The sequence below is a fragment of the Ruegeria sp. A3M17 genome (assembly GCF_003318255.1).
Lineage (GTDB): Bacteria > Pseudomonadota > Alphaproteobacteria > Rhodobacterales > Rhodobacteraceae > Ruegeria.
On record NZ_QOCF01000028.1, the window covers coordinates 277,236 to 300,002 of the forward strand.

At 52.3% G+C, this 22,767-nt stretch carries 22 protein-coding genes; 17 read left to right on the forward strand and 5 right to left on the reverse strand.

Annotated elements, in window-relative coordinates; all coding sequences use genetic code 11:
• The first annotated feature begins 124 nt into the window (after positions 1 to 124).
• Genes DS906_RS15755 through DS906_RS15785 form a run of 7 tightly spaced genes read left to right on the forward strand, consistent with a single transcriptional unit; the run spans position 125 to position 8,476 of the window.
• Entirely contained in the window at positions 125 to 556 is a 432-nt protein-coding gene (locus tag DS906_RS15755) for an FdtA/QdtA family cupin domain-containing protein (RefSeq protein WP_113791059.1), read from the forward strand.
• Between the two features lies 1 nt (position 557).
• Positions 558 to 2,165 (forward strand): HAD-IIIC family phosphatase, encoded by a 1,608-nt coding sequence (locus DS906_RS15760; RefSeq protein ID WP_113791060.1) that lies wholly within the window; start codon positions 558 to 560, stop codon positions 2,163 to 2,165.
• Between the two features lie 2 nt (positions 2,166 to 2,167).
• Positions 2,168 to 2,392 (forward strand): acyl carrier protein, encoded by a 225-nt coding sequence (locus DS906_RS15765; RefSeq protein ID WP_113791061.1) that lies wholly within the window; start codon positions 2,168 to 2,170, stop codon positions 2,390 to 2,392.
• 11 nt (positions 2,393 to 2,403) lie between these two features.
• The gene (locus tag DS906_RS15770; RefSeq protein WP_113791062.1) at positions 2,404 to 3,399 is read left to right on the forward strand and encodes a GNAT family N-acetyltransferase; all 996 of its coding nucleotides are present in this window, start codon (positions 2,404 to 2,406) and stop codon (positions 3,397 to 3,399) included.
• Positions 3,396 to 5,972, forward strand: a complete 2,577-nt coding sequence (locus DS906_RS15775; protein WP_113791063.1) for an FkbM family methyltransferase — start codon at positions 3,396 to 3,398, stop codon at positions 5,970 to 5,972. The genes DS906_RS15770 and DS906_RS15775 overlap by 4 nt, the downstream gene beginning before the upstream one ends.
• Before the next feature lie 16 nt (positions 5,973 to 5,988).
• Positions 5,989 to 7,083: a DegT/DnrJ/EryC1/StrS aminotransferase family protein gene (locus DS906_RS15780; RefSeq protein WP_113791064.1), complete on the forward strand. Its 1,095-nt coding sequence runs from the start codon at positions 5,989 to 5,991 to the stop codon at positions 7,081 to 7,083.
• Entirely contained in the window at positions 7,067 to 8,476 is a 1,410-nt protein-coding gene (locus tag DS906_RS15785; protein ID WP_113791065.1) for a hypothetical protein, read from the forward strand. Before DS906_RS15780 ends, DS906_RS15785 begins: the two co-directional genes overlap by 17 nt.
• 188 nt (positions 8,477 to 8,664) lie before the next feature.
• Here DS906_RS15785 and DS906_RS22230 read toward each other — a convergent pair whose 3' ends face one another.
• Complete coding sequence (locus tag DS906_RS22230; RefSeq protein ID WP_199528587.1) at positions 8,665 to 8,946, reverse strand: hypothetical protein; 282 nt, start codon at positions 8,944 to 8,946, stop codon at positions 8,665 to 8,667.
• On the opposite strand from DS906_RS22230, the gene rfbB reads away from it, so the two are divergent.
• Positions 8,872 to 9,912, forward strand: coding sequence for a dTDP-glucose 4,6-dehydratase (gene rfbB / locus DS906_RS15795; RefSeq protein ID WP_113791067.1), 1,041 nt, complete (start codon positions 8,872 to 8,874; stop codon positions 9,910 to 9,912). The two genes, DS906_RS22230 and rfbB, sit on opposite strands and share 75 nt — an antisense overlap.
• A gap of 74 nt (positions 9,913 to 9,986) precedes the next feature.
• Positions 9,987 to 10,880 carry a glucose-1-phosphate thymidylyltransferase RfbA gene (gene rfbA, locus DS906_RS15800; protein ID WP_113791068.1) on the forward strand — a complete coding sequence of 298 codons (894 nt, stop codon included), beginning with the start codon at positions 9,987 to 9,989 and terminating at the stop codon, positions 10,878 to 10,880.
• A gap of 74 nt (positions 10,881 to 10,954) precedes the next feature.
• Here rfbA and DS906_RS15805 read toward each other — a convergent pair whose 3' ends face one another.
• From DS906_RS15805 to DS906_RS22535, 3 genes are all read right to left on the reverse strand, one after another.
• On the reverse strand, positions 10,955 to 11,941 hold the full coding sequence (locus DS906_RS15805; protein WP_113791069.1) for a glycosyltransferase family 8 protein: 987 nt from the start codon (positions 11,939 to 11,941) through the stop codon (positions 10,955 to 10,957).
• A gap of 294 nt (positions 11,942 to 12,235) precedes the next feature.
• On the reverse strand, positions 12,236 to 13,159 hold the full coding sequence (locus DS906_RS15810) for a tyrosine-type recombinase/integrase (RefSeq protein WP_233494814.1): 924 nt from the start codon (positions 13,157 to 13,159) through the stop codon (positions 12,236 to 12,238).
• 35 nt (positions 13,160 to 13,194) lie between these two features.
• Complete coding sequence (locus DS906_RS22535) at positions 13,195 to 13,542, reverse strand: hypothetical protein (protein ID WP_233494815.1); 348 nt, start codon at positions 13,540 to 13,542, stop codon at positions 13,195 to 13,197.
• A 155-nt stretch (positions 13,543 to 13,697) separates the two neighbouring features.
• Between DS906_RS22535 and DS906_RS15815 the strand changes: the two genes are divergently transcribed.
• The 4 genes from DS906_RS15815 to DS906_RS15830 all read left to right on the forward strand — a co-directional run bounded on the left by DS906_RS15815 (position 13,698) and on the right by DS906_RS15830 (position 17,179).
• Complete coding sequence (locus DS906_RS15815; RefSeq protein ID WP_073253564.1) at positions 13,698 to 14,120, forward strand: helix-turn-helix domain-containing protein; 423 nt, start codon at positions 13,698 to 13,700, stop codon at positions 14,118 to 14,120.
• Between the two features lie 4 nt (positions 14,121 to 14,124).
• Positions 14,125 to 14,421 (forward strand): hypothetical protein, encoded by a 297-nt coding sequence (locus DS906_RS15820; RefSeq protein ID WP_113791070.1) that lies wholly within the window; start codon positions 14,125 to 14,127, stop codon positions 14,419 to 14,421.
• Between the two features lie 4 nt (positions 14,422 to 14,425).
• The gene (locus DS906_RS15825) at positions 14,426 to 15,325 is read left to right on the forward strand and encodes an HNH endonuclease (RefSeq protein WP_113791071.1); all 900 of its coding nucleotides are present in this window, start codon (positions 14,426 to 14,428) and stop codon (positions 15,323 to 15,325) included.
• A gap of 297 nt (positions 15,326 to 15,622) precedes the next feature.
• Positions 15,623 to 17,179 (forward strand): alkaline phosphatase, encoded by a 1,557-nt coding sequence (locus tag DS906_RS15830; RefSeq protein WP_113791072.1) that lies wholly within the window; start codon positions 15,623 to 15,625, stop codon positions 17,177 to 17,179.
• Positions 17,180 to 17,528: 349 nt separating this feature from the next.
• Here DS906_RS15830 and DS906_RS15840 read toward each other — a convergent pair whose 3' ends face one another.
• Positions 17,529 to 18,563: a GlxA family transcriptional regulator gene (locus tag DS906_RS15840; protein ID WP_113791074.1), complete on the reverse strand. Its 1,035-nt coding sequence runs from the start codon at positions 18,561 to 18,563 to the stop codon at positions 17,529 to 17,531.
• Positions 18,564 to 18,731: 168 nt separating this feature from the next.
• Between DS906_RS15840 and DS906_RS15845 the strand changes: the two genes are divergently transcribed.
• Genes DS906_RS15845 through DS906_RS15860 form a run of 4 tightly spaced genes read left to right on the forward strand, consistent with a single transcriptional unit; the run spans position 18,732 to position 22,733 of the window.
• Positions 18,732 to 19,664, forward strand: a complete 933-nt coding sequence (locus DS906_RS15845) for a homocysteine S-methyltransferase family protein (RefSeq protein ID WP_113791233.1) — start codon at positions 18,732 to 18,734, stop codon at positions 19,662 to 19,664.
• Positions 19,665 to 19,716: 52 nt separating this feature from the next.
• A complete protein-coding gene (locus tag DS906_RS15850) occupies positions 19,717 to 20,937 on the forward strand; it encodes an NAD(P)/FAD-dependent oxidoreductase (RefSeq protein ID WP_113791075.1) in 1,221 nt (406 codons plus the stop codon).
• Positions 20,934 to 21,146, forward strand: a complete 213-nt coding sequence (locus DS906_RS15855) for a DUF1127 domain-containing protein (RefSeq protein ID WP_113791076.1) — start codon at positions 20,934 to 20,936, stop codon at positions 21,144 to 21,146. Before DS906_RS15850 ends, DS906_RS15855 begins: the two co-directional genes overlap by 4 nt.
• A gap of 42 nt (positions 21,147 to 21,188) precedes the next feature.
• Positions 21,189 to 22,733: a cytochrome-c peroxidase gene (locus tag DS906_RS15860; RefSeq protein WP_233494816.1), complete on the forward strand. Its 1,545-nt coding sequence runs from the start codon at positions 21,189 to 21,191 to the stop codon at positions 22,731 to 22,733.
• Positions 22,734 to 22,767 lie beyond the last annotated feature (34 nt).

Genomic DNA, 22,767 nt, shown 5'->3' on the forward strand with positions numbered 1-22,767 from the left:
ACGAACAGGCAAAAAAATTCGCATATTCTGAAATTGGATCGCGAAGGGTGTAACGCTACTATATACGCGCTGCGGAAACGGTGCTAAATCGCAAAAAATTGATTAACCTTTGGATGTGTGCTGCATGGACCGGTCTGAAAATAATTATGATGAGCTATACGGGCTTGTTGAACTACAGGTACGCGGCGATGATCGGGGTAACCTGGTCGTTGTAGAGCAACTCAAAGAAGTGCCATTCGAACTCAAGCGCATGTTTGCAATTTACGGAGCGGTTGGCGACGAGCCGCGCGGCAGTCATGCGAACCTGCGATCACGCTTTGGATTTTTGTGCCTTAACGGGCGCTGCCGTGTCAGGCTGGCAGCTCCGGATGGTGAATTTGCCAGCATAGAGCTGGACTCTCCTTCAAAACTCCTCTGGATTGAAAGAATGGTTTGGAAAGAGATGTACGACTTTAGCGAGGATTGCGTTCTGGTTGTTGTATCAGATAATCTCTACGACCCCGAAGAATACATCCACTCGTATGACGACTACAAAAACATGAAGATAAGTGGCTAAAATGAATAAACTTCTCGAATTTCACAGCCTCACATCAAGTCAAAATCTAAAGCGCAGCGATCTTATTGGCCGGGTGGACGAGCAAGCTCGCAACCTGAAGATCAATGTCATCCGCAACCACTCTTTTGAATTGGTCGCTGCGACACTGAATGCCTTCCTGGAAATCTCGGGCTTGAAGGCAGAGTTCAGTTACAGCGACTACGATGATGCATTTGCAAATGTCGATTTTTCGACGGGTGCTGATGCGCATATTCTCTGGGTTGATCTGGATCGGTATGATGACAAAGGGCGTGAACACATTGCTGCCCGCCTGAATGAACTCAGCCAAAGCGCCGCGGACCCCGTCATTATTGTACCAATTGGTGCGGAATTTGAAGCTCAGGAGCCTCTGTTCAAGGCGGACGTTACGCCCATAATCACCCGCCTCGGGGATAAGTTCTTTGATGAGCGGCTCGCTGACTTCACCGGCACCCGCTGTAGTCCGGCGGCATGTATGGAAATGTCCAGGTTGCTTGGGTTGCGCATCATTCCAGCTGTTATCCTGCCGGGATTGAAGGCAGTTGTAGTTGATCTCGACAATACCCTTTACAAGGGCGTGCTTGGCGAGGACGGCGCAGACGGAGTCGTTCTGGAACCCGGACATATTGCACTGCAGCAGAAGCTGGTTGAACTTGCGGGCCAAGGTTTCTTTATTTGCGTTGCGTCGAAGAACGAAGCGGAAGATGCTGAGCATCTGTTCAACAGCCGCACTGACTTCCCTCTTCGCCCTGAACACGTGACCAAGTTTATGGTCAACTGGGACTCCAAATCTTCCAACATCCAAGATTTGGAAAAATTCCTGAATATCCACCATTCTTCAATGCTGTTTGTCGACGACAATATGGGTGAGCTTTTTGAAGTAAGCAACGCGTTGCCGGACATCAAGCAGTTCTGGGCCTCACCTGACAGCGATGCCAATGCCCGTGGCGTCAGCATATACCCGGGCCTTCTGAAATCGAAAGTCACTGCTGAAGACGCAGCCAGAAGTAAAGACGTACAAGCAAATGAAGAACGGCGACGCCTGCGAGAGCAGATGTCCCCCGAAGATTATCTGCGTTCGCTTGAGATTAAGATCAGCTTCATGGCAAACGATCCTGAACAGGTGACCCGGGTTTCGGAACTCTCCCGGAAGACCAACCAGTTTATCTTCAACTACAAGCGGTACTCACTTGCCGAAGTAAAAGCCGCAGCGGAAAGTTCGACTTCTTGCGTAATGACCGTTTCGATGAGCGACAAGCTGATCGATAGTGGCATCATTGGCTGTCTGGTTGCGCATAAACACGAGGACATCCTGCAGGTAGAAGACATGTTTGTCAGTTGCCGGGCATTGGGTCGCGGCCTGGATGACGTTGTTGTTCTGGGCGCTATCAAATGCGCGGCGGATCAACTGGGTTGTTCGAAAATCGGGATCGAGTTTCAAAAAGGCGACCGAAATGGCCCGGCAGAGGATTTCGTCGCGAAATATCTAAATGAACACGCCAACGTCCCTTCGGAGCTAGACTATTCATTCCCTCAGGGAATCGTCGAGATCTCCGTCCCTGAACTAGATGTAGAAGAGCAGAGTTACTAACCATGTCTGAAAACGTTTTGTCCTTTGTAGAAAGCCGTGCGGGCCTGGGTGAAAAATTCCAAGCACATTACGAAGATGCCGAAGTCTGGAGCTCGTTTGACCGCATCGAACACGCTTTGGCCGCCGAAGAAGAATTCGGGATTCAGTTCTCGCCAGAGGAACTGACGGAACTGGGCTCGCCCAAAAGCTTTGTTGATGCAATTCAATCGAAACTGAACGGAAACTAGGGAGCGGGCTCGTGACAGATGTACTTCGCTCACGTCGTCTGACGGGGTTATCCTTTCAATTGCGCCCCGTTTCTGAAGACGATGCAGAGTACATCGTCAACTTGCGCAGCGCCGACAGCCAAAAACAAAAGTATCTCAACCCGATTTCTCCCGACGTAGAAGCGCAGCGCGCTTGGTTGCAGAAGCAGGCCCAGGCCGATCAGGACTATTACTTTCTGGTCCTGGATCGTTTCACCCAACAGAAGGTTGGTCTGATCGGGCTTTACGATATCAATGATGGCCAGGCCGAATGGGGCCGATGGATTATCGAAGATGGCAGTCTTGCCGCTATCGAGAGCGTCAACCTTCTGATGTCGTTCGGCTTTCATGATTTGGGTTTGGCTGAAATCTATTGCCGGACCGTTTCCGAAAATACCAGTGTCGTGAAGTTCCATGATGGCTATGCACAGCGTCGCGCTGCGGCCGCGCCCAATACCGTGGAATTGCGTGGTGAAACGTTCGAACTGGTCGAACATGGTCTAACCAAAGAAGAATATGTTGAAACGACGGCTTCGAAATGGGGAAGTTTTTGTCAGAACATCTTTAACCGTCGCCTGCAGGCAGAGTTAGGTGTCTTTGAATTCCATCATATCGGAATTGCTGCAAAATCAATTGAATCCGCAGCCGCTGGATATCGCCTCGTCGGCTACACGGATGAGGCTCGATTCACGGACCCCGGTCAAGGCGTACACGGTCTGTTTATGACCGCAAAATCCCAACCCCGCATTGAGCTCCTCGAGAACATGGAAGGCTCGAAGACGCTGGACAGCTGGCTTTCGCATAGTGTGGCGCCCTATCACTTCGCGTACTATGTAAAAGACATTGAGACGGCCATAAGCACCATGGGACGCCTGGGTATTCGCCCAATAACTCCGGTGAAGAAATCCGTTTATTTTCAGACGCCAATTGTCTTCATGGTAATGCCCAACCGATTTATTGTCGAACTTATCGAGATTTCCGAAAAATGAATTTGCCAATTGTATTCTACTTCCCGTGGCGCGAGGCATCCGGCGGCCCGGTATACCTGACGTCTATTGCACGGCGATTGGCTGAGGTTTATTCTGGCAAGGTTTACTACACAGATTTCAAAGACGGAATTACGGACCCAATGCTCGAGGGATCCAATGTGGAGAAACTCGAGCTGGAAGACGGGAACTTCGGCGTTGCATTGCAAGAGCCCGTTATGCTCGTCATCCCAATTTATTGGGCTCATTGGCTGCCCGAGCTTCACCCCGACAGCAAGATCATATTTGTGAATTGGCACAATCTGTGTGTTCCAGTTCTCAAAGATACATGGAACATAGACTCGGGCCGTCTTCTCGAGTTTCTTCAAACGGTTAGTGACAATCATGCCGTTTTCTTTTGCGATGCAGCGCATCGGCAAGCGCAGACAGACTATGGGATCCCTTTCGACGAGAACTATGTTCCGATTGGCATCGAACCCAGCTCTACGCGGAAGACAAATTATGTGGCCCCTCAAGGAGAGTTAAAAATTGCAATCCTCGGTCGCCTGTCAATTGACAAAGTCTTTGCGGTAACAAATCTGGCTCGTCATTTTGATGCCTATACGTATGAAGGCAAGAAAACCCTGTACGTCATCGGAAATGGTCCGGAAGAAAACAGAATAGTTCCAGAGGACTACCCGTCTGTGAACATTGTGTTCACTGGACCCATGTTTGACGAAAAGCTTGATGCATTCCTGATAGGAAATGTCGATGTCATGTTTGCTATGGGCACGTCTGCCTTGGCATCGGGCCGGCTGGCTATCCCCACAGTCGTAGTTTGCAATGAAATACATGACTATGATGACGACATTTTCGTATACCTTCAGGAAGCCAAAGGGTTCTGCCTGGGCTGGCAAGTTGAACAGGCACCGTCCTTTGACATTCCGATCCGTACATGTGCGAAAGTCTTGGGCGACATACTGGATGCAGAAAAACAAAAGCAACTTGGCGAAGACGTCCATCAGTACGTGTCTAAATTTCACAATGCCAAATTTGCAGCAGATGAGTTCCTGAAAGCGGCCTCGAAATCAACACTCACGTACCGGGACGCGAAAGAGGCTTTCCTTGGGTGGAAAATCGAGAAGAAAGCTTACCGACTTGGTTTTAAAGGGAAGCTGCGGGCCGTGCGTTATACCAACGGCATGCTGGAGTTGCGGTACAAGGACAAGCTAATTCGGCGCATGAAGTTTAAGAGCCTGGAGTACAAGTTGTGGCTCTTGCTGATTGGCTTGATCGCAATTGCTGCTCTTCCGCTTACATTGCTGCTGATCGGGGCGAACATGTTCCGGAAAGCCAAGAGGAACAGTCGGGCCACGAGGGCACTTAACACCCAACTTTTTGATCTCGTGACAAATCGTGTCCCGTCGCTCACCGCCAAGATGGACCAGCAACATAGTGAGCTTGCAAGCCAAGGCGGACAATTGAGCGCTCAGGCTGAGCGGTTGGACAATCAAATCGCTCAGCTCGAGAAACAAGCGTCACAAATCGCAACTCAATCCATACGGATGGAGGCGCTGAAAGCTGAGATTGTTCAGGAAGTCTACCAAAACACCTCTTCGACGGTTTTGGGCCCACCAACAAGTTATGTAAGCAATGGCGCGCGCATCGCACATATGGACACGTGTGATTCAATAATTGATCAGGTGTCTTACGAAAAGTTCAGCGGCGATGTAGAGCAGCTGTATTTGGACTTGATTACCGGTCTGGATGAGGAAAGCCGCCACATCATAACTCGGGCTCTAAAACGAATCCGCGATTATTCAATTTACAATGCCGGAGCCTTCCAGCTTACACGCGAAGAGGAAGATAGATTCCGCGAGTTGATGGATTTCCACTACAATCGCATCCTGAGGCTATCGGACAAGTGGTATCTATATGACGGAAAATATCGTTTGCCGTCCGCAGATATCTCTTCAACGGTGTTCTACTACAAACACTTCATCACAGAACTTGAACGTCCTGAAATCTTGAAAGACAGGGCAATGATCGATGTAGGTGCATATTTCGGCGATTCCGTCCTGATAATGCGCGAGTTTAGCGACGGTGACATTTGGGCTATCGAACCAAGCCGCGAGAGTTTTGATCTCCTGAATGAGACGATCAAACAGAATAACATACAAGCTGTTCGATCATTGAATATCGGGCTTGGCAGTGAGCCGTCTGAAATGGTGGTACTGGATCGTGGAGATCAGTCTTGTTTGATAACAGAGACGGACGGGCAGCCCGTCGAGCATGACAGAATTGCCGTCCGGACTCTGGACTCTCTGGTGGAAGAACATGGGATCAAAGTCGGCTTGATCAAGATTGACGTTGAAGGCATGGAATTCGATGTTCTAGAAGGTGCTCGAAAGACAATAATCGAGCAAAAGCCAGTTCTCCTCATCAGTATTTATCACAATTTTGATCAGTTCTTTAAGGCCCGGAAGTGGGTGGAAGAATTGGGTGTTGAATACGAATTCAAGGTTCGAAAACCATTGGACATGTCAATCGCAGTAGATACCAACCTGATCTGCGAACCGCGCGCCGTAGACAGCTGAAAGTAAGGAAGATGCTATGATCAGCTTTTTGAATTTGAAAGAGATTAACGCACGCCACAGCGAAGAAATTGCTCAGGCTATGCAAGACGTTCTCGACAGCGGATGGTACGTTCGTGGTACACAATATCAGGATTTTTGTCGAGAATTCGCCGAGTACTGCGGCACTCAGCATGCAATCGGAGTAGGCAACGGTCTGGATGCACTTGAGCTTTGTCTGGATGCATTGGATTTGGACGCTGGGGCCGAGGTCATAGTTCCGGCAAACACTTACATTGCGACCGTCCTCGCTGTATCCAGAGTTGGATTGACGCCTGTTCTGGTCGAACCGGATCCCAATACCTTTAATCTGTCTAAGAACGGACTTGCCGAGGCATTGACGTCCAAAACACGGGCAATTTTGGCAGTGCATCTATATGGGCGACTGGCGGACATGCCAGCCATCTGCGAATTTGCCAAGGAGCGCGGATTGTTCGTCATCGAAGATTGCGCGCAATCCCATGGCGCAACTTTGAATGGAACGCGGGCTGGAAACTTTGGCGATATCTCGGCGTTTTCATTTTATCCGGGTAAAAACCTCGGTGCCTTAGGAGATGGCGGTGCCGTCGTGACAAATGACGATGCCCTGGCGGCCAAGGTGGACATGTTGTCGAACTATGGGTCACAGAAAAAATATGTCAACGAAGCCAAAGGCCGAAATTCCAGATTGGATGAGCTTCAGGCCGCCATTCTACGGGTCAAGCTGAGATATCTTGATGATGAAAACTCGCGACGCCGCGAAATAGCGCGCGCTTATTGTGATGGCATCAAAAGCAATCACGTAACGTTGCCGGAATTCCCAAGCGACGCGCTGACCAGCGTCTGGCATTTGTTTGTCATTCGCACGAAACATCGCGCCCTGCTTGAGAAACACCTGAAAGAACGGGGTGTCCAAACCCTGGTTCACTACCCCATACCGCCCCATCAGCAGGCTGCGTATGCCGAACTGGCCGATCTTTCCTTTCCCCTAACGGAAGCCATTCATGAAGAAGTGCTTTCGTTGCCAATTGATCCGACAATGTCGAATGACGACGTGCGTGATGTTTGCGAGGCGTTGAATGCATTCACGGCGTGAATTGCTATCTAGGACGATTGCGAACGCCCAAAGGTTTGAACGTATTTGTTTTGAACTTGCCGCCATCAAAGCGCCTTCTAAGAAAATGAAGGCCATAGAGGTGGCGGCACATTTTGCGAATGGCACCGGTGCCGGTGTCTATCGGTCACGCGAACTGGAGGCCGCCCTCTCCGAACTGGCCAAGATGATAGCGTCGCCCATCGATCCGGGGAAAACCGACCGTTCTGGTGTTTTGCACGTTATGAGCACAGCCTTTCCATGGGGAGGGCACACACGCGTCGTCGAACGCTGGATAGACCTAGATGGTGAAAAGCGTTCGCAATCTGTGGTTCTGACGGAACAGGGTACCCAGCCGGTTCCAAAACTATTGAACGACGTCGTGACCAATGCAGGCGGAGCAATCCACAGGTTACGCGACAAGAAATCGATTGAAACACGCGCCGAGGAGCTCAAGTCGATTGCTCTTGGGTACGCCTTTATTGTCCTGCACATTCATATGCACGATATTGTGCCGTCCCTCGCATTCGGGCTGCCCTCTTTTCCTGTGCCCGTGATTTTCTACAATCATGCCGACCACCGTTTCTCGGTTGGAATGGAGGTGGCGCATGCGGTTGCGGAAACCCGTAGCTGGGGAAGAGCGTTGACAGGGGCAAGACGCGGAATTCCAAACAGCAAGCGACTGGGGATCCCTCTGTCCATCAAAGAAACAGGCTCCAGCACTGATCAAGGTTTCAGCCGCGACCAACTTTCGATTCCAAAAGAAGCCAAAATCGCGATTGCTTCAGCATCGCAATACAAATTCCAGCCGTTTCTGGATCTGAACTTCTTCGAAACGGTCAAGAAATTACTTCGGCGAAACAACCGGATTTGGGTACTTCTTGTTGGCGTGTCAGAAACCTTCTGTCGACAACAATTAATCGCCGCCGGATGCGACGCTTACGACCTCCAGCGGGTGATACCAATTCGTGCTTGCGACGAAGCCCAGTTCAAGAGCTATCTTAAAGCAGCTGATGTTGCGCTGGACACCCTGCCCGAAAACGGCTGCACCGCTGCTATGGACTATATCAGCAATGGTCTTCCGGTAGTTTCCAGAAAGACATTTATCGGGCAAATGGACTATCTGATCGATCAACCCGAATATGTCCGGACCGACGACGAATTCATTGACCAGGTTTTGGGATTGATGGACGCAAATAATGACCACAAAATCACCGCAGCACGGCAATTTGAAAACCTGAATAATGACTGCCGTAGCGAAGTCTTTTTAGGCAGGCTGGATGACCTGTACACGTCGGCAACCGTTAAAAACCCTGTTGGCTTGGCTGATGGAAATCTCTTCCACGGTTTTTCGGATTTGGATTTGTTTCACACTCATAGAACGACTTTAATTTAAATTATCGGCGGTAATCCGCACCAGCAAAAAATGCCGCATATTGTCCACATCCGATTGCGATCCGCCCTCAAATCGTCAGGTTTTTCTGTTCAAGTAATTGACGCTTTTATGTAATAGGCACCATGTTAAATTACAGCGGTTCGCTGTTTCGAAGCCGTCGCCTCAGGACGTATTCCCAATCGCCATTGTCAACCTTGTTGAAGGAACGTAGAGATCAGAAAGCTATTTGAAACAGTAGCAGTTGACAGCGTTTTGTGAGAAAACTCACATGAATAGTCCGGCAGGGGAACGATTGCGGCATCCAGATTTCCTGCCAGATTCAGCAATGTATCAAATTTCTTTTGCTCGGAAGCAATCGTGCCATCATACAGCCCACACATGAACGAGGTAGAGACGTGAAAATACTGGTAACAGGCGGAATGGGGTTTATCGGTTCGGCAGTGGTGCGCCTGGCAATCCGTAGCGGTCATTCTGTGGTCAACGTTGATTCACTCACGTATGCGGCATGCATCGAAAATGTGGCCAGCGTCGCCGAAAGCCCAAACCACATTTTTGAAAAAGCCGACATTTGCGACGGTGTTCAAATGCTGGAACTACTTAAACAGCATAAACCTGACGCGATCATGCATCTTGCCGCTGAAAGCCACGTTGACCGATCAATTGACGGTCCGGGCGCATTTGTCGAAACCAATATTGTCGGAACATATCGCCTGCTTGAAGCAGCCCGCCACTGGTGGGTATCGCAGGGCCGGCCAGAAGGATTTCGTTTTCATCATATCTCAACCGACGAGGTATTTGGTTCACTTGGGACAACCGGGTTCTTTGTCGAAGACAGTCCCTACCAGCCGAACTCTCCATATTCGGCTTCCAAAGCCGGGTCAGACCACCTGGTACGTGCATGGCACGAGACCTACGGGCTGCCGATTGTGATGACCAACTGTTCTAACAATTACGGGCCATTTCAGTTTCCCGAAAAACTGATCCCGGTGGTGATCCTCAAGGCTTTGGCCGGCGAGGCCATTCCGATCTATGGAAAAGGCGATAATATTCGGGACTGGCTACATGTCGAAGACCATGCCGAAGCCCTTCTTTTGGTCTTGGAAAAAGGCGAACTTGGCCGCAGCTACAATATCGGCGGCGAAAACGAGATGACCAATCTGGAGCTGGTTGAAAAGCTATGTGGGGTCCTGGATCGCTTGAGACCTGCAGCTGCTCCCTATTCCGAACTTATCACGTTTGTGAAAGATCGCCCAGGCCACGACAAGCGCTATGCAATTGATGCGACACGCATTAGTGAAGAGTTGAGCTGGCGCCCATCTCACACGCCAGAGACAGGATTGGAACAGACTGTTCAATGGTACCTTGAAAATGCGGACTGGTTGGAAAGCCTCAAATCCCGTACGGGGGTGGGTCAGCGTTTGGGTTCTTCCGGCTAACATCATTTTTGCAGAATATGTGAAATTCGCCAAATTTCCGGCGGATCGATCACAGCAATTACAAAGGAAAGAAAATGAAACGTAAGGGCATTATTCTGGCTGGCGGCTCGGGTACGCGCTTGTACCCAATCACAATGGCTGTTTCGAAACAGCTATTGCCGATCTACGATAAACCGATGATCTATTACCCCCTTAGCGTTCTTATGCTGGCGGGTATTCGGGAAATCGCGATTATCACTACGCCGCAAGACCAAGCCCAGTTTCAAAGACTTTTGGGAGATGGAAGTCAATACGGGCTAGACTTGACCTGGATCGTTCAGGACTCGCCGGACGGGCTTGCCCAAGCTTATCTGCTTGCCGAAGATTTTCTGGACGGTGCGCCATCTGCAATGATCCTGGGCGACAACATTTTCTTTGGTCACGCATTGCCCGAGCTCTTGGACGCCGCGAACAGTCATACAGAAGGTGGAACTGTGTTCGCCTATCGGGTTGCTGACCCCGAACGTTATGGCGTCGTGGATTTTGATGGCGACAAAGTACGTCACATAGTTGAGAAACCCAAAAACCCTCCATCAAGATACGCCGTAACAGGTCTGTATTTCCTGGATGGAGACGCTCCCAAACGGGCCCGTGGTATCCAGCCGTCTGAGCGCGGGGAACTGGAAATTACTACGCTTCTGGAAACATACTTGGCGGACGACTTATTGAATGTTCAATCACTGGGGCGTGGTTTTGCTTGGTTTGACACCGGAACGCACGCATCCCTTCTGGATGCTGGAAATTTTGTGCGTACACTCACCGAACGGCAAGGGATGCAGGCCGGAAGCCCCGACGAAATAGCTTGGGTGCAAGGTTGGATCGATAGTTCTGTTCTGGCTGAAAGAGCCGAAATCTTCAAGAAAACGCAGTACGCCGACTATCTGAGACTGCTGTTGGAGGACAAAATGATGCAGTCAAAAGGCGACTGAATCAGAGCGAGTTCCCAAAAACGCAGCGTGGTTGACAACCACGCTGGCGGTTGCCGTTTCTATATCAGGCTCCACTAGTTGTCTGCGCTGACCATCTTGCGTGACTTACTGAATCGGCTACGAGCGAATTCTATTATTTTTCGGCGCTGTCGCTCGCTGAATGTTTCCCGCCATGGCGTCTGGTTGCGAAGATCCCAATAGAGCTCTCGCAAGGGATGGTTGCAGTTTGAATTCCACGGTTTTCTGTTGTCGGTAAAGTGCAGGATGCCGGGCGAAATTCTGGCAATTTCTGCTTCTTCCGGCGTATAGGCAGGCTCTAATTTGTTGAGGGTGTACAAGCGCGTATTCGCATTCCACCGCAGATCCAGTTTTGCCGCTTGTCCCTCGAACATCAGGTTCAGAATGTCCTGGTCCTGAAGTTCGATCACGACATCCGTACGCGAGACCGTCTCTGCAACCTTTGCGGCGAATTTCTTGGGATCGATCGCATTCAGATCGAAAATCAGAACCCCTGCGTTGAAATAGAAAGCCGTTTTGGAGAATTTAAGGCGCTCGGCTTGTGTTACGCCGCCCTCATCCGGGGCTGCAGCAATCGGCGAAGTGCCAATATCGGTAGCCCATAATATACTCAATCGATCGGTTAAAATCGTATCACAATCCAGGTAGATTACCCGGTCGGCAACCTTGTGCAGGACTTCCGGGATGAACAAGCGAATGTAGGTTGCCCTTGATATATGCTCACGGTTGTCAGGAAGGCTGTCAATCCGATTACCGTCAACCCGGTGCCACAGGATGTTGGCGCGCTGCGACAACCCTTCGAGCGAACTCCGGGATCGATCATCTATATCATCGACGTGAAGAATATGCACATTCAGTTTGCACTCGTTCCCAACTGAACGGATAGCCGACAACAAAGTGACGGCAGCATGGGGAACGAATTTCCGGTCGAAGGTTAGACAGATATCAATTTCGGCTACTTCTTCGTTGTTTTCTATATTGGAAAGCTGCTGATTAATGTTCTCGATGATCGGGCTTTTTTTGTTTGATGATTGCTCAGTCATGCTCGCTTCTTCACTAATCTGGCTGTACCGACGTCTAATACACCGTTGATACGAAATTTCACCTAGTTTTAGTTACTGCACCCGTAAGCTTTCGAAGCCATGCGCCTAAGTTGGCTTAAAATCCAGCCACAGCATCACGCGAACGTCCAATAAAGCTGAGACAGGCACACAGTTAGATCGTACAGCCACGCGCGAATTCCCGGTATGACGTTGCAGTTTAACGAAGAATCAAATGGCGACCCCGGCAGGATTCGAACCTGCAACCTGCCCCTTAGGAGGGAACCGTTCATAGCGTTATTCCTTCTTTGATTTCTTGCTCTTGGGTGTTTGTACAGGGTCTTCCTGTACATGGTTTGTACGAAAACGGGCCCTGATGTCGGCCTCATCGGTCTCTGCATGGGCATAGATCCGCATGGGCAGATTCGGGTCTGACCAGCGGCCAGCCTTGGCTGCGGTGACCGGGTCTACACCTTGGCGCACGACTAGCTCAGTGAAGAACCCATGCCGACCGGCGGGATGCGCTGACAGGTACGGAATGCCCGCGCGCTTGCAGATTGTCTTCCAGCGCGTGTTGTAGCCTGTCGAGCTGCCATAGCCGAAAACACGCGCCTTCATCAGTTTGCCAGTCTTGCGGTTCTTTGGGCGTTTTGGCGGCAACGCGAGCAGCTCGTCCATCATCTGAGGGGATACAGTGATCCAGCTTTCCGGATGCCCCTTCTGCGCTTTCACTCGGACTTTGTTTTCATGCGGTCGTAGGTCATCAGGCTCCAGTGATACCGCCTGATCAATCCGTGCCGCCGTTTCAAACATGAAACGGACCAGCGCGGCATTGTATGGATCAGCCGCACGGCAAAACGCCTCGATCCATTCCTTATCGGCAGGCGTGCGCTCTACACGACTAAGCTTCCCGCGCCGCTTGTCCTGAGCGATGCGCTCAAACTTGTCGTAGGGCTTCACACGAATTAGAGGCGTGCCCTCGAGCTCATGCGCGTTGTTGATCACTGCAGTCGCGGGCGTCACGATTTCACGCCACCAGGTATCGGTCGACGCTTTGGGTTTCAGCTTCGGCCCAAGGCTCTTCAATAGCGCAGCAGAAATCGTGCCTAGTGACAAGTCGCCGATTGCTTCGACGATCGGGATCAGCTGCTTCGCTGCTTTTGGGGACGCGTTGTAGAGCATAATTGCATCAGAGAACGTTTTGCTCGGTTCGTCGCCCACGACATAGCGACGGATCTGACGTTCAGTCTCATAATTTATCCAGTCCCGTGCGCCCTCTTCTGAAGATGCCTTAGTGCTTCTCCGGTATGGGCCGGCGATTGGCCTGCCGTTGTATTCGATCCACCCCTTGGCCCAGTAAACGTGGCCCCTCTTGTAAATTTGGAGCGGCATGACTGGCCTCCTTCAAAAATCGTGTCGATCTGCGCGGGCGTGATCAGCATGGTTCGCCCAAGGCGATAAAATGCGCCCGTCTCATTGGCGCGTTCACGCAAAGTGCGTTCTGAAATATCGATCCCCATCCCGGCCATAACTTCGACCCATTGCGCGGGCGTTTTCCCAAGCCCCAGGATCTGAGAGCTGTCTGAATAGTTGGTCTCTGACATTTCAGTCGTCCTTGTCCGCTTAAGTTGAATCGGCGACACGCATGGAATCGCTTGTTCTGCACCTTCTGACGTGTTCAGATGAGTGAAGCCGTAAATATGCGTCATTTTGTGCTATATTTATACAAAATTGCGCACTCGTCAATTGGGAAACTTGCATGGTGCGAGATGATGCTGAATTGTTTGCAGAGATTGGCGCTCGCCTCGCGATCTGTCGCAATGAGATAGGCGTCTCGCAGGCTGCTATGGCTGAAGCCATTGGCGTGTCGCATCGTGCCTATCACAGCTATGAAAAGGGCAAACGCGGCGTCCCGGTCGAGGCCCTCGTGAAGATGCAAAGCCGCTATGCTATTGACGTCGCCTGGCTACTACTAGGCACCAAATCCATTCGGGCGGGGCATGATTTCGAAGCGCTCAAACACATCGAAAGCTCGATGGACAAGCACCTCACCGAAGCGGGCATAAAAATCAAAAGCGAAAAGCGCGGTGCCATCGTCGCCCGTTGGTATCAATCGCATGTCGAAGGCCGTGAAGTGACGGATGACGACGTGCACACATGGATCGAGTTGGTAAGGGAGTAATCTGGTGAACAAGGCAAGCAAACGCTGGAACATGTTGCGACATTCAGTCTTGGAGCGCACCCGTCGTGAGGTGATTGAACCCTTTGGGCCGCTTTACCTGGTCTTCCTGGGAACCAGCGTGTTCTACTTGATTGGCTTGGGTCGACTATCATTGGCACAACAGTCTGCCGAATACTCGGTTTTGGCCGCCATCTTGATTCTTGCCATCGCCGCAGCTGGCTTGGCACTTCCATTTTTGACAGGTGCGGTGCTGACACTTCGCGCGGCCGATCGAAAACTGGAACGCCTGCAACGCGGGTGATCCGATGGCCTTCGGTATTTTCATCCATCGCAGCGACTCGATCTACGACGATATTCCCTCTGAGCGGTATCAGTTTCCCAAACAATACCTCTCGCGTGCCCAACAGTGCGAAGGGGATTGGATCGTCTACCTCGAGCCAAGCAAGGTCAAAGAGACCAAAGGCTATTTTGCTGTCGCTAAGGTCCAGGAGATCATTCCGGATCCTAGGAAACCGGAAATGTTCTTGGCGGTGATTGAGCCGGGGACCTATCTTGATTTCGGCGACCCTGTTTCATTCCGAGACGAGAATTCAGTCATCGAAAGCGGATTGCTGAACGATCAAGGCAAGATATCTGGACGCGCGCAAGCTGCGGTAAGAACCCTTTCAGCTGAAGACTTTGCCCGAATTGTCGAACGTGGTCTTGGACGGGACGAGGACATCCTGCCTCGCGTTGGTGACTCGATGCAGCTGCCAGGTTTTCAAGACGCGCAAACACCTTTCCGACACATGCCCACACGGGAACGCGTCAACCAACTGACCAACCGGGCGGTTCGCGATCGTAATTTCAGAAAGAACGTCCTGCGCGCCTACGGCGAGCGCTGCGCCATCACTGGTTTACGTCTGATAAATGGCGGTGGCCGAGCTGAAGTGGAAGCCGCTCATATCAGACCTGTAGAGCATGACGGACCCGACATCGTCAGCAACGGGCTCGCCCTGTCCGGAACTGCACATTGGATGTTTGATCGCGGTCTCGTTGGTTTAGCTGACGACCTGACTATTCTGGTTTCCCGTCAGAGCAACGACATCGAAGCCGTGACATCGATGATCAACGCGTCCGGCAAGATCTTGGTGCCGAACCGCCTCGCCAACCGGCCAAGGACCGAGTTTGTAACCTGGCACAGAGAGAACTGTTTCAAGCATTAACGATACTCAGTGCGGACCTTGGTGCAAAACGCAGCTAACGGCCGGAAAGAGAGCCCAAGCTGACGGATGCTGCACATGTCGCGGATGTCTGGTATGGTGAGACAAGCGTCGAAAATCCTGGACGAATAATGTTCGGACGAAGTGGATGAACTTTCCAAGATGGACGCAGTGATCATTGCAGGTCGGTGCGAACTTTCGTGTAACAAAACTGTCGCTAATCGTTTACAGAAGCATTTCTCTGTCGTTACGGAATCACTCTTTCATCTGGTCAGCCAATTGCCACATGGGAGACTTGTCATGCCTTCATTCAGACCATCGCGCCGGACCGTGCTAGCCTCGGGTGCCGCGTATCTTGCGATGCCCGCCATAAGCCGCGCCGCACGCAGACCGGTATTCAGTCACGGCGTTCAATCGGGGGACGTGGACACGACATCTGGTATTATCTGGTCGCGTGTGGATCGCCCATCCCTTATCGAAATGGAAGTGGCAACCACTGAGAGTTTTGCGAATGTGCGCAAACTGTCGGCTATGGACGCAATCCCGACATCCGACATGGTAATCAAACGTCTTGTTGATGGTCTGCCGTCGGATCAGGATATTTTCTATCGCTTCGTCGCTACTGACCTAAGCGATGCGAACGCCACTTCCGAACCCATCACAGGCCGCTTCAAAACAGCACCGATGTCCCGCCGGTCTGTTCGGTTTGCTTGGTCGGGCGACACGGCTGGTCAGGGATGGGGCATTGATGACGAAGGTATGCTGACCTATGCGACCATGGCGGGTCACCAGCCGGATTTCTTCATCCACTCAGGTGATACTGTTTATGCCGATGGCCCTATGCAGGACGAGGTAGAAAAGGACGGCCAGATCATTTGGCGCAACACGACCCTGATCGACAGCAAACGCAAAGTTGCCGAGACGCTCCAGGAATTCCGTGACCAATGGAAGTACAATATGATGGACCGACACGTCCAAACCATGAATGCGGTTGCGCCAACCTTCATGCAGTGGGACGACCACGAGGTCGTGAACAATTGGTCCGATAGCAAGGACTTGCTGAACGACGACAGGTACAGCGAAAAATCAGTTAAGCTTTTAACGGCACGTGCGACACGCGCGTTTCACGAAATGGCACCTTTGCGCATTCATCCGACCGAACCGTCTCGCGTCTATCGTAAGATCAGCTATGGCCCGATGTTGGATGTGTTCTTTCTGGACCTTCGCAGCTATCGCGGACCGAATACAGCTGCCGCAACCGAAACGCTTACAGACGATCAGCGCGTCTTGGGTGCGGACCAGATGGCTTGGCTCAAGCGCGAATTGGCGAACAGCCAGGCCACATGGAAAGTCATTGCATCTGATCAACCTTTGGGACTTATTGTTTGGGACAACTTCCGCGAACAATCAGGATCAGAAGGCGTTGCAGATGGTACCAACGGTCCTGCAAAGGGGCGCGAGGTTGAAATTTCCGAACTTCTGCGTTTCATCAAAACCGGCGGGATCAAGAACACGGTTTGGTTCACAGCTGACGTTCACTACACGGCCGCACATTACTACGATCCCAACCAGGCGCAGTTCAGTGACTTTAGCCCGTTTTGGGAATTTGTTTCGGGGCCGCTTCATGCGGGAACTTTTGGCCCGAACGCGCTGGACAACACCTTTGGCCCAGAGGTCAAATACTTCAAAGCGCCCGCTGAAGGGCAGGGAATAAACCTGCCGCCGTCAGAGGGTTTGCAGTTCTTTGGTCTGGTCGACATTGATGGTGCCACTCAGCAAATGACCGTGCGCTTAATGGATCGTGCGGACACCGAGCTTTACAAGGTTACATTGGATCCGGAAGACGTCGCGATCTAACCTCGTATTTCGGTCCGGAATTTTTGTGAATATGGAAGCGTTGCAACATCTTGCGGCGTTTCTTTTTTCGACCTTTTTCAAACATTCGGAAAGCTGCCATTGGCGCAACTGCAGTGAACAGCAGCAATATCCGCAGAGTGTGAGTTCTTCGTCTACGTGATCATGCTGCCGCAGCGAATGGCGGCAATCCAAGTTCATGACGGAAACATCAGGTTCGCGGGCAACACGTTCATAGACCGAGAGACGATCAATTTTGACTGTGCCAATCCAATGCCTTCACAAATCGCTCTGCGGTTCTCTTGGAAAGCAATGAAAGGCCTATATAGCCAATTGATGGGTGTGGGTTAAGCTAATGCTCTTCGGAGCCGACTGGCATGAGCAACAAACGTTTCTTGCGGTAAGTCGATGCAGGCATCCCAACATATCGCCTGAAGGCATTTCGGAAACTCGACGGTTCTGTGTATCCAACCTCCTCGGCAATGTCGTCGATCGGGAGATCGGTTGTTTCGAGCATTTGCTTGGCTTCCTCGATTCTAAGCGTCTGGATGTAGTCGACCGGCGTTTGCCCCGTGGCCTTTCGGAAGCGACGCAAAAGGCTGCGTTCGGTCAAGCCACTTCGCGCCGCCATCGCGGCAACTGGTGTCGGAAGTGCGTAGTTATCTGCGGCCCAAACCTGAGCATCAGCAACCAATGCATCTTCGGTTTGAGCACCTGCGGTGAGAGAAGCGTAGTGCAGCTGCCCCTCACTATGCGGCTGCAGCAAGTAAATCTTGGCAATGCGGCGCGCCTCATCCGGGCCTGCAATCCGTCCAATTAGATAAAGCACCAGATCGCCCCAGGCCGACGCGCCACCGGCAGTCACAATCCGATGTCCTTCGCCCGCGGGGATAAGGATACGTTCGCGCCGCATTTTGATTTCGGGGTATTGCCGAGCGAGTATGTCGCAAAAGCTCCAATGGCTGGTGGCATCGAGCCCATTCAGCATTCCGGCCTCGGCAAGCAAGTAGGCTCCGGAACAAACCGACGTGATCAACGCGCCATCGTCCTTTGCCTTCCTGAGCCACGGGATGAACTGCGCAAACTCTTCCGGTGTTCCCGTACCTGGCGCAAAATGAAAATCCGGAATGATGACAAGATCGGGTGTGCCAAAGCTTTCCAACGATCCATCCGGTGTGATGCGCCGTCCGTTGATGTCGTCGTAAGGCGCACCGTCAACTGACAGTAGGGCGCCTTCAAAAACAGGTGGTCTGGGTGCATTACCATGTAGCATTTCCCAATCCCGACCCACGGACGCCAAAGCATCAAGAATACAATAGGCAGTCGATGTTCCGATACAGGGCATGGTCAGAACCGCTGTGCGGCAGGTGGTTTTCTTATCAAGCATGGGTGTGTCCGATATTCACCGAATTGGTCACATATCGGCATATCATGACACGATCTCGTCAGGCAATACCGTTGCATTGAATGTGACAGTTCGAGCAAGTGGAGCGCCGTCCAGCGTCTTCTCAGATCTGTCCCTTATTGAAACTGAACGACCTGAATGGAGCGTAATATGACGTCGACAATCCTGCCGCATCAATCTGATCAGCTATTTCTGACAGAAGCCGGACTTGAAACCTGGCTTGTATTTGAGAAGGGTTTCGACATGCCCTGCTTTGCGGCCTACCCACTGGCACAGCTGGAAGAAGGTCGCGCCGCATTCAAGGAGTACTTTGCCCCGATCTTTGAACTGGCCCGCCAAAATGGAACAGGGTTCTTACTGGACACATATACGTGGCGCGCCAACCCTGATTGGGGTCAGGAACTCGGCCACGATTTGGACCATCTGCGGCATGTGAATTGCCAAGCTGTTCAGGATGCCAAGGAACTGCGTAGCACGTTGGGCCACGGGCTGAAGGTCCTTGTAAATGGCATCGTTGGCCCACGTGGCGATGGTTATGATCCAAAATCCATCATGACCATTAAGGAAGCGCAGGCTTACCATGGTTATCAAGTTGGGGTCCTTGCTCACGCAGGCGTCGACATGATCAGCGCGCTGACACTCACTAACGTGCCAGAGGCAGTTGGTGTCGCCAATGCCGTCGCAGAGTTGGGTGTGCCTTGCGTTATCAGCTTTACGGTTGAAACCGATGGACGGCTTCCCACAGGCGAAGTGCTGCAAGACGCCATCACACAGGTTGATACTGCGGCCACAACAAAGCCCGCCTATTACATGGTCAACTGCGCCCACCCCGATCACTTTCGCACCATGATCCCTGAGGGATCCGATTGGGCGCAGCGTATTGGAGGCGTGCGTGCGAATGCTTCGCGCATGTCACATGCAGAACTTGATTGCTGTGAAACGCTCGATGAAGGCGACCCGGTCGAATTGGGCGCGCAGTACGCGCAGCTGAGGCAGCTGCTTCCAGGCATGCGTGTTGTCGGCGGATGCTGTGGGACGGATCACAGGCATCTGGCCCAGATCTGCGCCGCATTGACCCGCTAACCGCCTACTTCCTTGCGCGCCATTAGACGCGTCCCTTTTTCGGAGATTTAGGATGACACATTCTCATTCAACAACCGCCCTCATCATCGGCGCCGGCTTGTCCGGATTGGCAGCGGCGAACGAATTGCGCGACCGCAAAATACCCGTCACGATTCTGGAGGCTTCAGACCGGGTCGCCGACCCGTGGCGTGCGCGCCATCCGAAGTTGCGGCTGAACATTCACCGTCATTTTGCCCGGCTCCCAGGTCATCAGGAACCGCGCCATCCCGACATCTATTTGCCCCGGGATGCTGTTGTTGATTATCTCAGTGAATACGCAGCCGGATTGGCGTCCAATATCCAATTTGAAACCCGCGTCCGGTCGGTTCACCGTCTTGAAGGTGGTTGGCAGGTTGAGACAAACAAGGGCACCTATTCCTGCACTCATCTGATTGTTGCAACCGGGCGCGAAAAAGAGCCCGACATGCCCATCTGGCCCGGCCTCGAAGAGTTTGGCGGTAAGGTTATTCACTCCGCTGATTTCGCAGAACCTTCCAGTTATGACGGCAAAAAGGTGCTTGTCGTGGGGGCCGGAAACTCCGGCTCGGATGTGTTGAACCACTTGTCGCGGGCCAATCCTGCACAGGTTTGGATCTCTGTCCGAAATGGACCTTCGATCCTGCCAACGCGGATACTTGGATATCCGATGCACAGAATGGCCAGGTTGTTTTCCCGCACCCCCAAATGGGCTCTCGATCCGCTGATGGCAGGGATGCAATGGATGAATTTTGGCAACCTGCGCCGCCATGGATTGCCCCGACATCGCAAAGGTGGCGGATCACGCCTGATCAAGGATGGGGTGACGCCCGCACTGGATGACGGGTTTGTCAAAGCGTTGAAAATGGGCCGCTTCCAGGTCGTGGGTCAGACTGTCGGTTTCTCTCCCTACTCTGTTGAACTGGCTGACGGCCGCAAAGTCGATCCTGACGTGGTGATCTGTGCAACGGGCTACAAGACGGGTCTAGAGGATCTGTTTGGCCATCTTGGCGCGTTGGATCAGCGTGGGTACCCGCTGTGCCCGGCGGGTCAACAGGACAAGCGAAATCCCGGCCTTTGGTTCACCGGGTTCGGTGTGTCATTCGAAGGCTTCTTTTATGCCGCCGGAGTCAGTGCAACGCGCCTTGCGACCAGCATTTCTGCGCAAACCTCGAAGCAATCGGGTGAGAGAGGGACACCTCGTGCAGCTCAAATTGATCCCCCTCAATCGCTTACTCTGAAAGGAACTCTACCATGACCATGATGGATCAAACCAAGGGGCTGAGTGGCAAACGTCGCGCAAGAATAAACGTCTCCAAATTTTTTGCCTGGTGGCGAGAACGTCAAAGGAACAAGCGTGACCGGCAAAAACTGGCGCAATTGCCCACTGATCTCTTGCGGGACGTCGGCCTAGAACATCTGCGTGACCTGAAGTCGGACACAGCAGACCATTTCCGCCTGTTTTAGTGACGCGTGACACTCGAAATCTATTGACCAAAGGAATTTGAAATGTCCGCATTCAAGACAGAAAAACTAACCATGGTGGCAGAAGGGACGGGTTCACGGGCTCCCTTGCCCGCGCTGGTTTTGCCTGCTGCAATCGGAACAGCGCTATTGATCGGTGGCGTCCTGACCCCAGTGCATGCCCAACCGGAAAGCGCACTGTCGTCCCTTTTGCCTTCAGCCTTAGAGGACAGTGACTTTCTGTATGACGGCAAGCCGAAAGCAGAGCTTTTCGAGTTGGGTCGGAATCTGTTTTTCGATCCGATCCTGTCAGGCAATCGCAATATTTCTTGCGGTACCTGTCATGACCCGGCACGCGGCACAAGCGATGGTGTGGCCCTGTCGATTGGCGAAGGCGGAACAGGTTTCGGTCCAAACCGCCAGACTGCAGACGGGATCACCGAACGCATTCCACGCAACGCACAGGCGCTGTGGAATATTGGCGCAAAGGAATATCATTCGATGTTCCATGATGGGCGGGTGGAAGCAGATCCACTGGCAACATTTGATAGTGGGTTCTGGAGCCCAGCCCGCGAACATCTGCCCGCTGGTCTGAATAATTTACTGGCAGCGCAAGCGATGTTTCCGGTGCTCTCCGCCTCTGAAATGGCCGGGCAAAAGGGTGAGAACCCAATCGCCACCGCCGTTGCAGAAGATCGGGTAACAGACGCCTGGAATTTGCTAGCCGAGCGGTTGGCCGACCAGCCGCAATATCGCACCCTGTTTCGTGCCGCTTTCCCGGACGATACCGAAGTCACGATGGTGCAGGCCGCAAACGCGCTGGCTGCGTTTCAATCGGTGGCGTTTCGCTCCGACCAAAGCGCGTTTGATCATTTCATCGCAGGTGATCACACAGCCCTTTCTCACGAAGCACGCAACGGTGTGGATTTGTTCTATGGCGAAGCTGGCTGTGCAAACTGCCATTCAGGTGCGTTGCTGACGGATCACGATTTCCATGCCATTGCGGTTCCTCAAATTGGCCCGGGTAAAGGGCATGGCGGGGATACGAGTTATTGGCGCGCATCGGGTTTTGGTTTGCACACAGAGGACGAGGGGCGCTATCGCGTCACCTTTGAAATGGACGATCTGTTTGCATTCCGCACGCCCAGTCTGCGCAATGTCTCGCTGACAGGACCTTGGGGACATGACGGTGTGTTTGATGATCTGGAGGCGATGGTGCGCCACCATTTGGACAGTGTCGCTTCTCTTGAAGTTTTTGATGCTGACACCGTGTCGTTGCCACAGCTTGACCAGATCATTGAGCAAACCGGTGATGGATCAGAACTGATCTTTCGCCCATTGAACCCCGAACGCCGCGCGGCATTTGATTTGCGCGACCACTGGGTGCATTGCGCAGCTGAGTTGCGAGACCGGATTGCAAAGGCAAACATGCTGGCGCCCGTGCAGCTTGAAGATCACGAGATTGCCGAGCTTATGGCCTTCCTGGATGCCTTGACGGATCCGGCCGCCAAGGATCTCTCGGTGCTCATTCCGCAAACTGTTCCGTCTGGTCTGACACCACAGCCGACGCCGCTGAAGCCGGACGGCTAACGCGGCAGAACCCGCGCAGTCACAAACCAATCAA

What these genes read in the sequence shown, in the direction of transcription:
- DS906_RS15785 (WP_113791065.1), top strand. Translation starts at nt 7,067, where the DNA reads ATGCATTCACGGCGTGAATTGCTATCTAGGACGATTGCGAACGCCCAA.
- DS906_RS15775 (WP_113791063.1), top strand. Translation starts at nt 3,396, where the DNA reads ATGAATTTGCCAATTGTATTCTACTTCCCGTGGCGCGAGGCATCCGGC.
- DS906_RS15825 (WP_113791071.1), top strand. Translation starts at nt 14,426, where the DNA reads ATGGCCTTCGGTATTTTCATCCATCGCAGCGACTCGATCTACGACGAT.
- rfbA (WP_113791068.1), top strand. Translation starts at nt 9,987, where the DNA reads ATGAAACGTAAGGGCATTATTCTGGCTGGCGGCTCGGGTACGCGCTTG.
- DS906_RS15860 (WP_233494816.1), top strand. Translation starts at nt 21,189, where the DNA reads ATGTCCGCATTCAAGACAGAAAAACTAACCATGGTGGCAGAAGGGACG.
- DS906_RS15840 (WP_113791074.1), bottom strand. Translation starts at nt 18,563, where the DNA reads ATGCTTGATAAGAAAACCACCTGCCGCACAGCGGTTCTGACCATGCCC.
- DS906_RS22230 (WP_199528587.1), bottom strand. Translation starts at nt 8,946, where the DNA reads ATGACCGCTACGGATTGCCAGGCGCACCACTGCCGAACCGATAAACCC.
- DS906_RS15755 (WP_113791059.1), top strand. Translation starts at nt 125, where the DNA reads ATGGACCGGTCTGAAAATAATTATGATGAGCTATACGGGCTTGTTGAA.
- DS906_RS15765 (WP_113791061.1), top strand. Translation starts at nt 2,168, where the DNA reads ATGTCTGAAAACGTTTTGTCCTTTGTAGAAAGCCGTGCGGGCCTGGGT.
- DS906_RS15850 (WP_113791075.1), top strand. Translation starts at nt 19,717, where the DNA reads ATGACACATTCTCATTCAACAACCGCCCTCATCATCGGCGCCGGCTTG.
- DS906_RS15760 (WP_113791060.1), top strand. Translation starts at nt 558, where the DNA reads ATGAATAAACTTCTCGAATTTCACAGCCTCACATCAAGTCAAAATCTA.
- DS906_RS15845 (WP_113791233.1), top strand. Translation starts at nt 18,732, where the DNA reads ATGACGTCGACAATCCTGCCGCATCAATCTGATCAGCTATTTCTGACA.
- DS906_RS22535 (WP_233494815.1), bottom strand. Translation starts at nt 13,542, where the DNA reads ATGTCAGAGACCAACTATTCAGACAGCTCTCAGATCCTGGGGCTTGGG.
- DS906_RS15815 (WP_073253564.1), top strand. Translation starts at nt 13,698, where the DNA reads ATGGTGCGAGATGATGCTGAATTGTTTGCAGAGATTGGCGCTCGCCTC.
- DS906_RS15855 (WP_113791076.1), top strand. Translation starts at nt 20,934, where the DNA reads ATGACCATGATGGATCAAACCAAGGGGCTGAGTGGCAAACGTCGCGCA.
- DS906_RS15830 (WP_113791072.1), top strand. Translation starts at nt 15,623, where the DNA reads ATGCCTTCATTCAGACCATCGCGCCGGACCGTGCTAGCCTCGGGTGCC.
- DS906_RS15780 (WP_113791064.1), top strand. Translation starts at nt 5,989, where the DNA reads ATGATCAGCTTTTTGAATTTGAAAGAGATTAACGCACGCCACAGCGAA.
- DS906_RS15805 (WP_113791069.1), bottom strand. Translation starts at nt 11,941, where the DNA reads ATGACTGAGCAATCATCAAACAAAAAAAGCCCGATCATCGAGAACATT.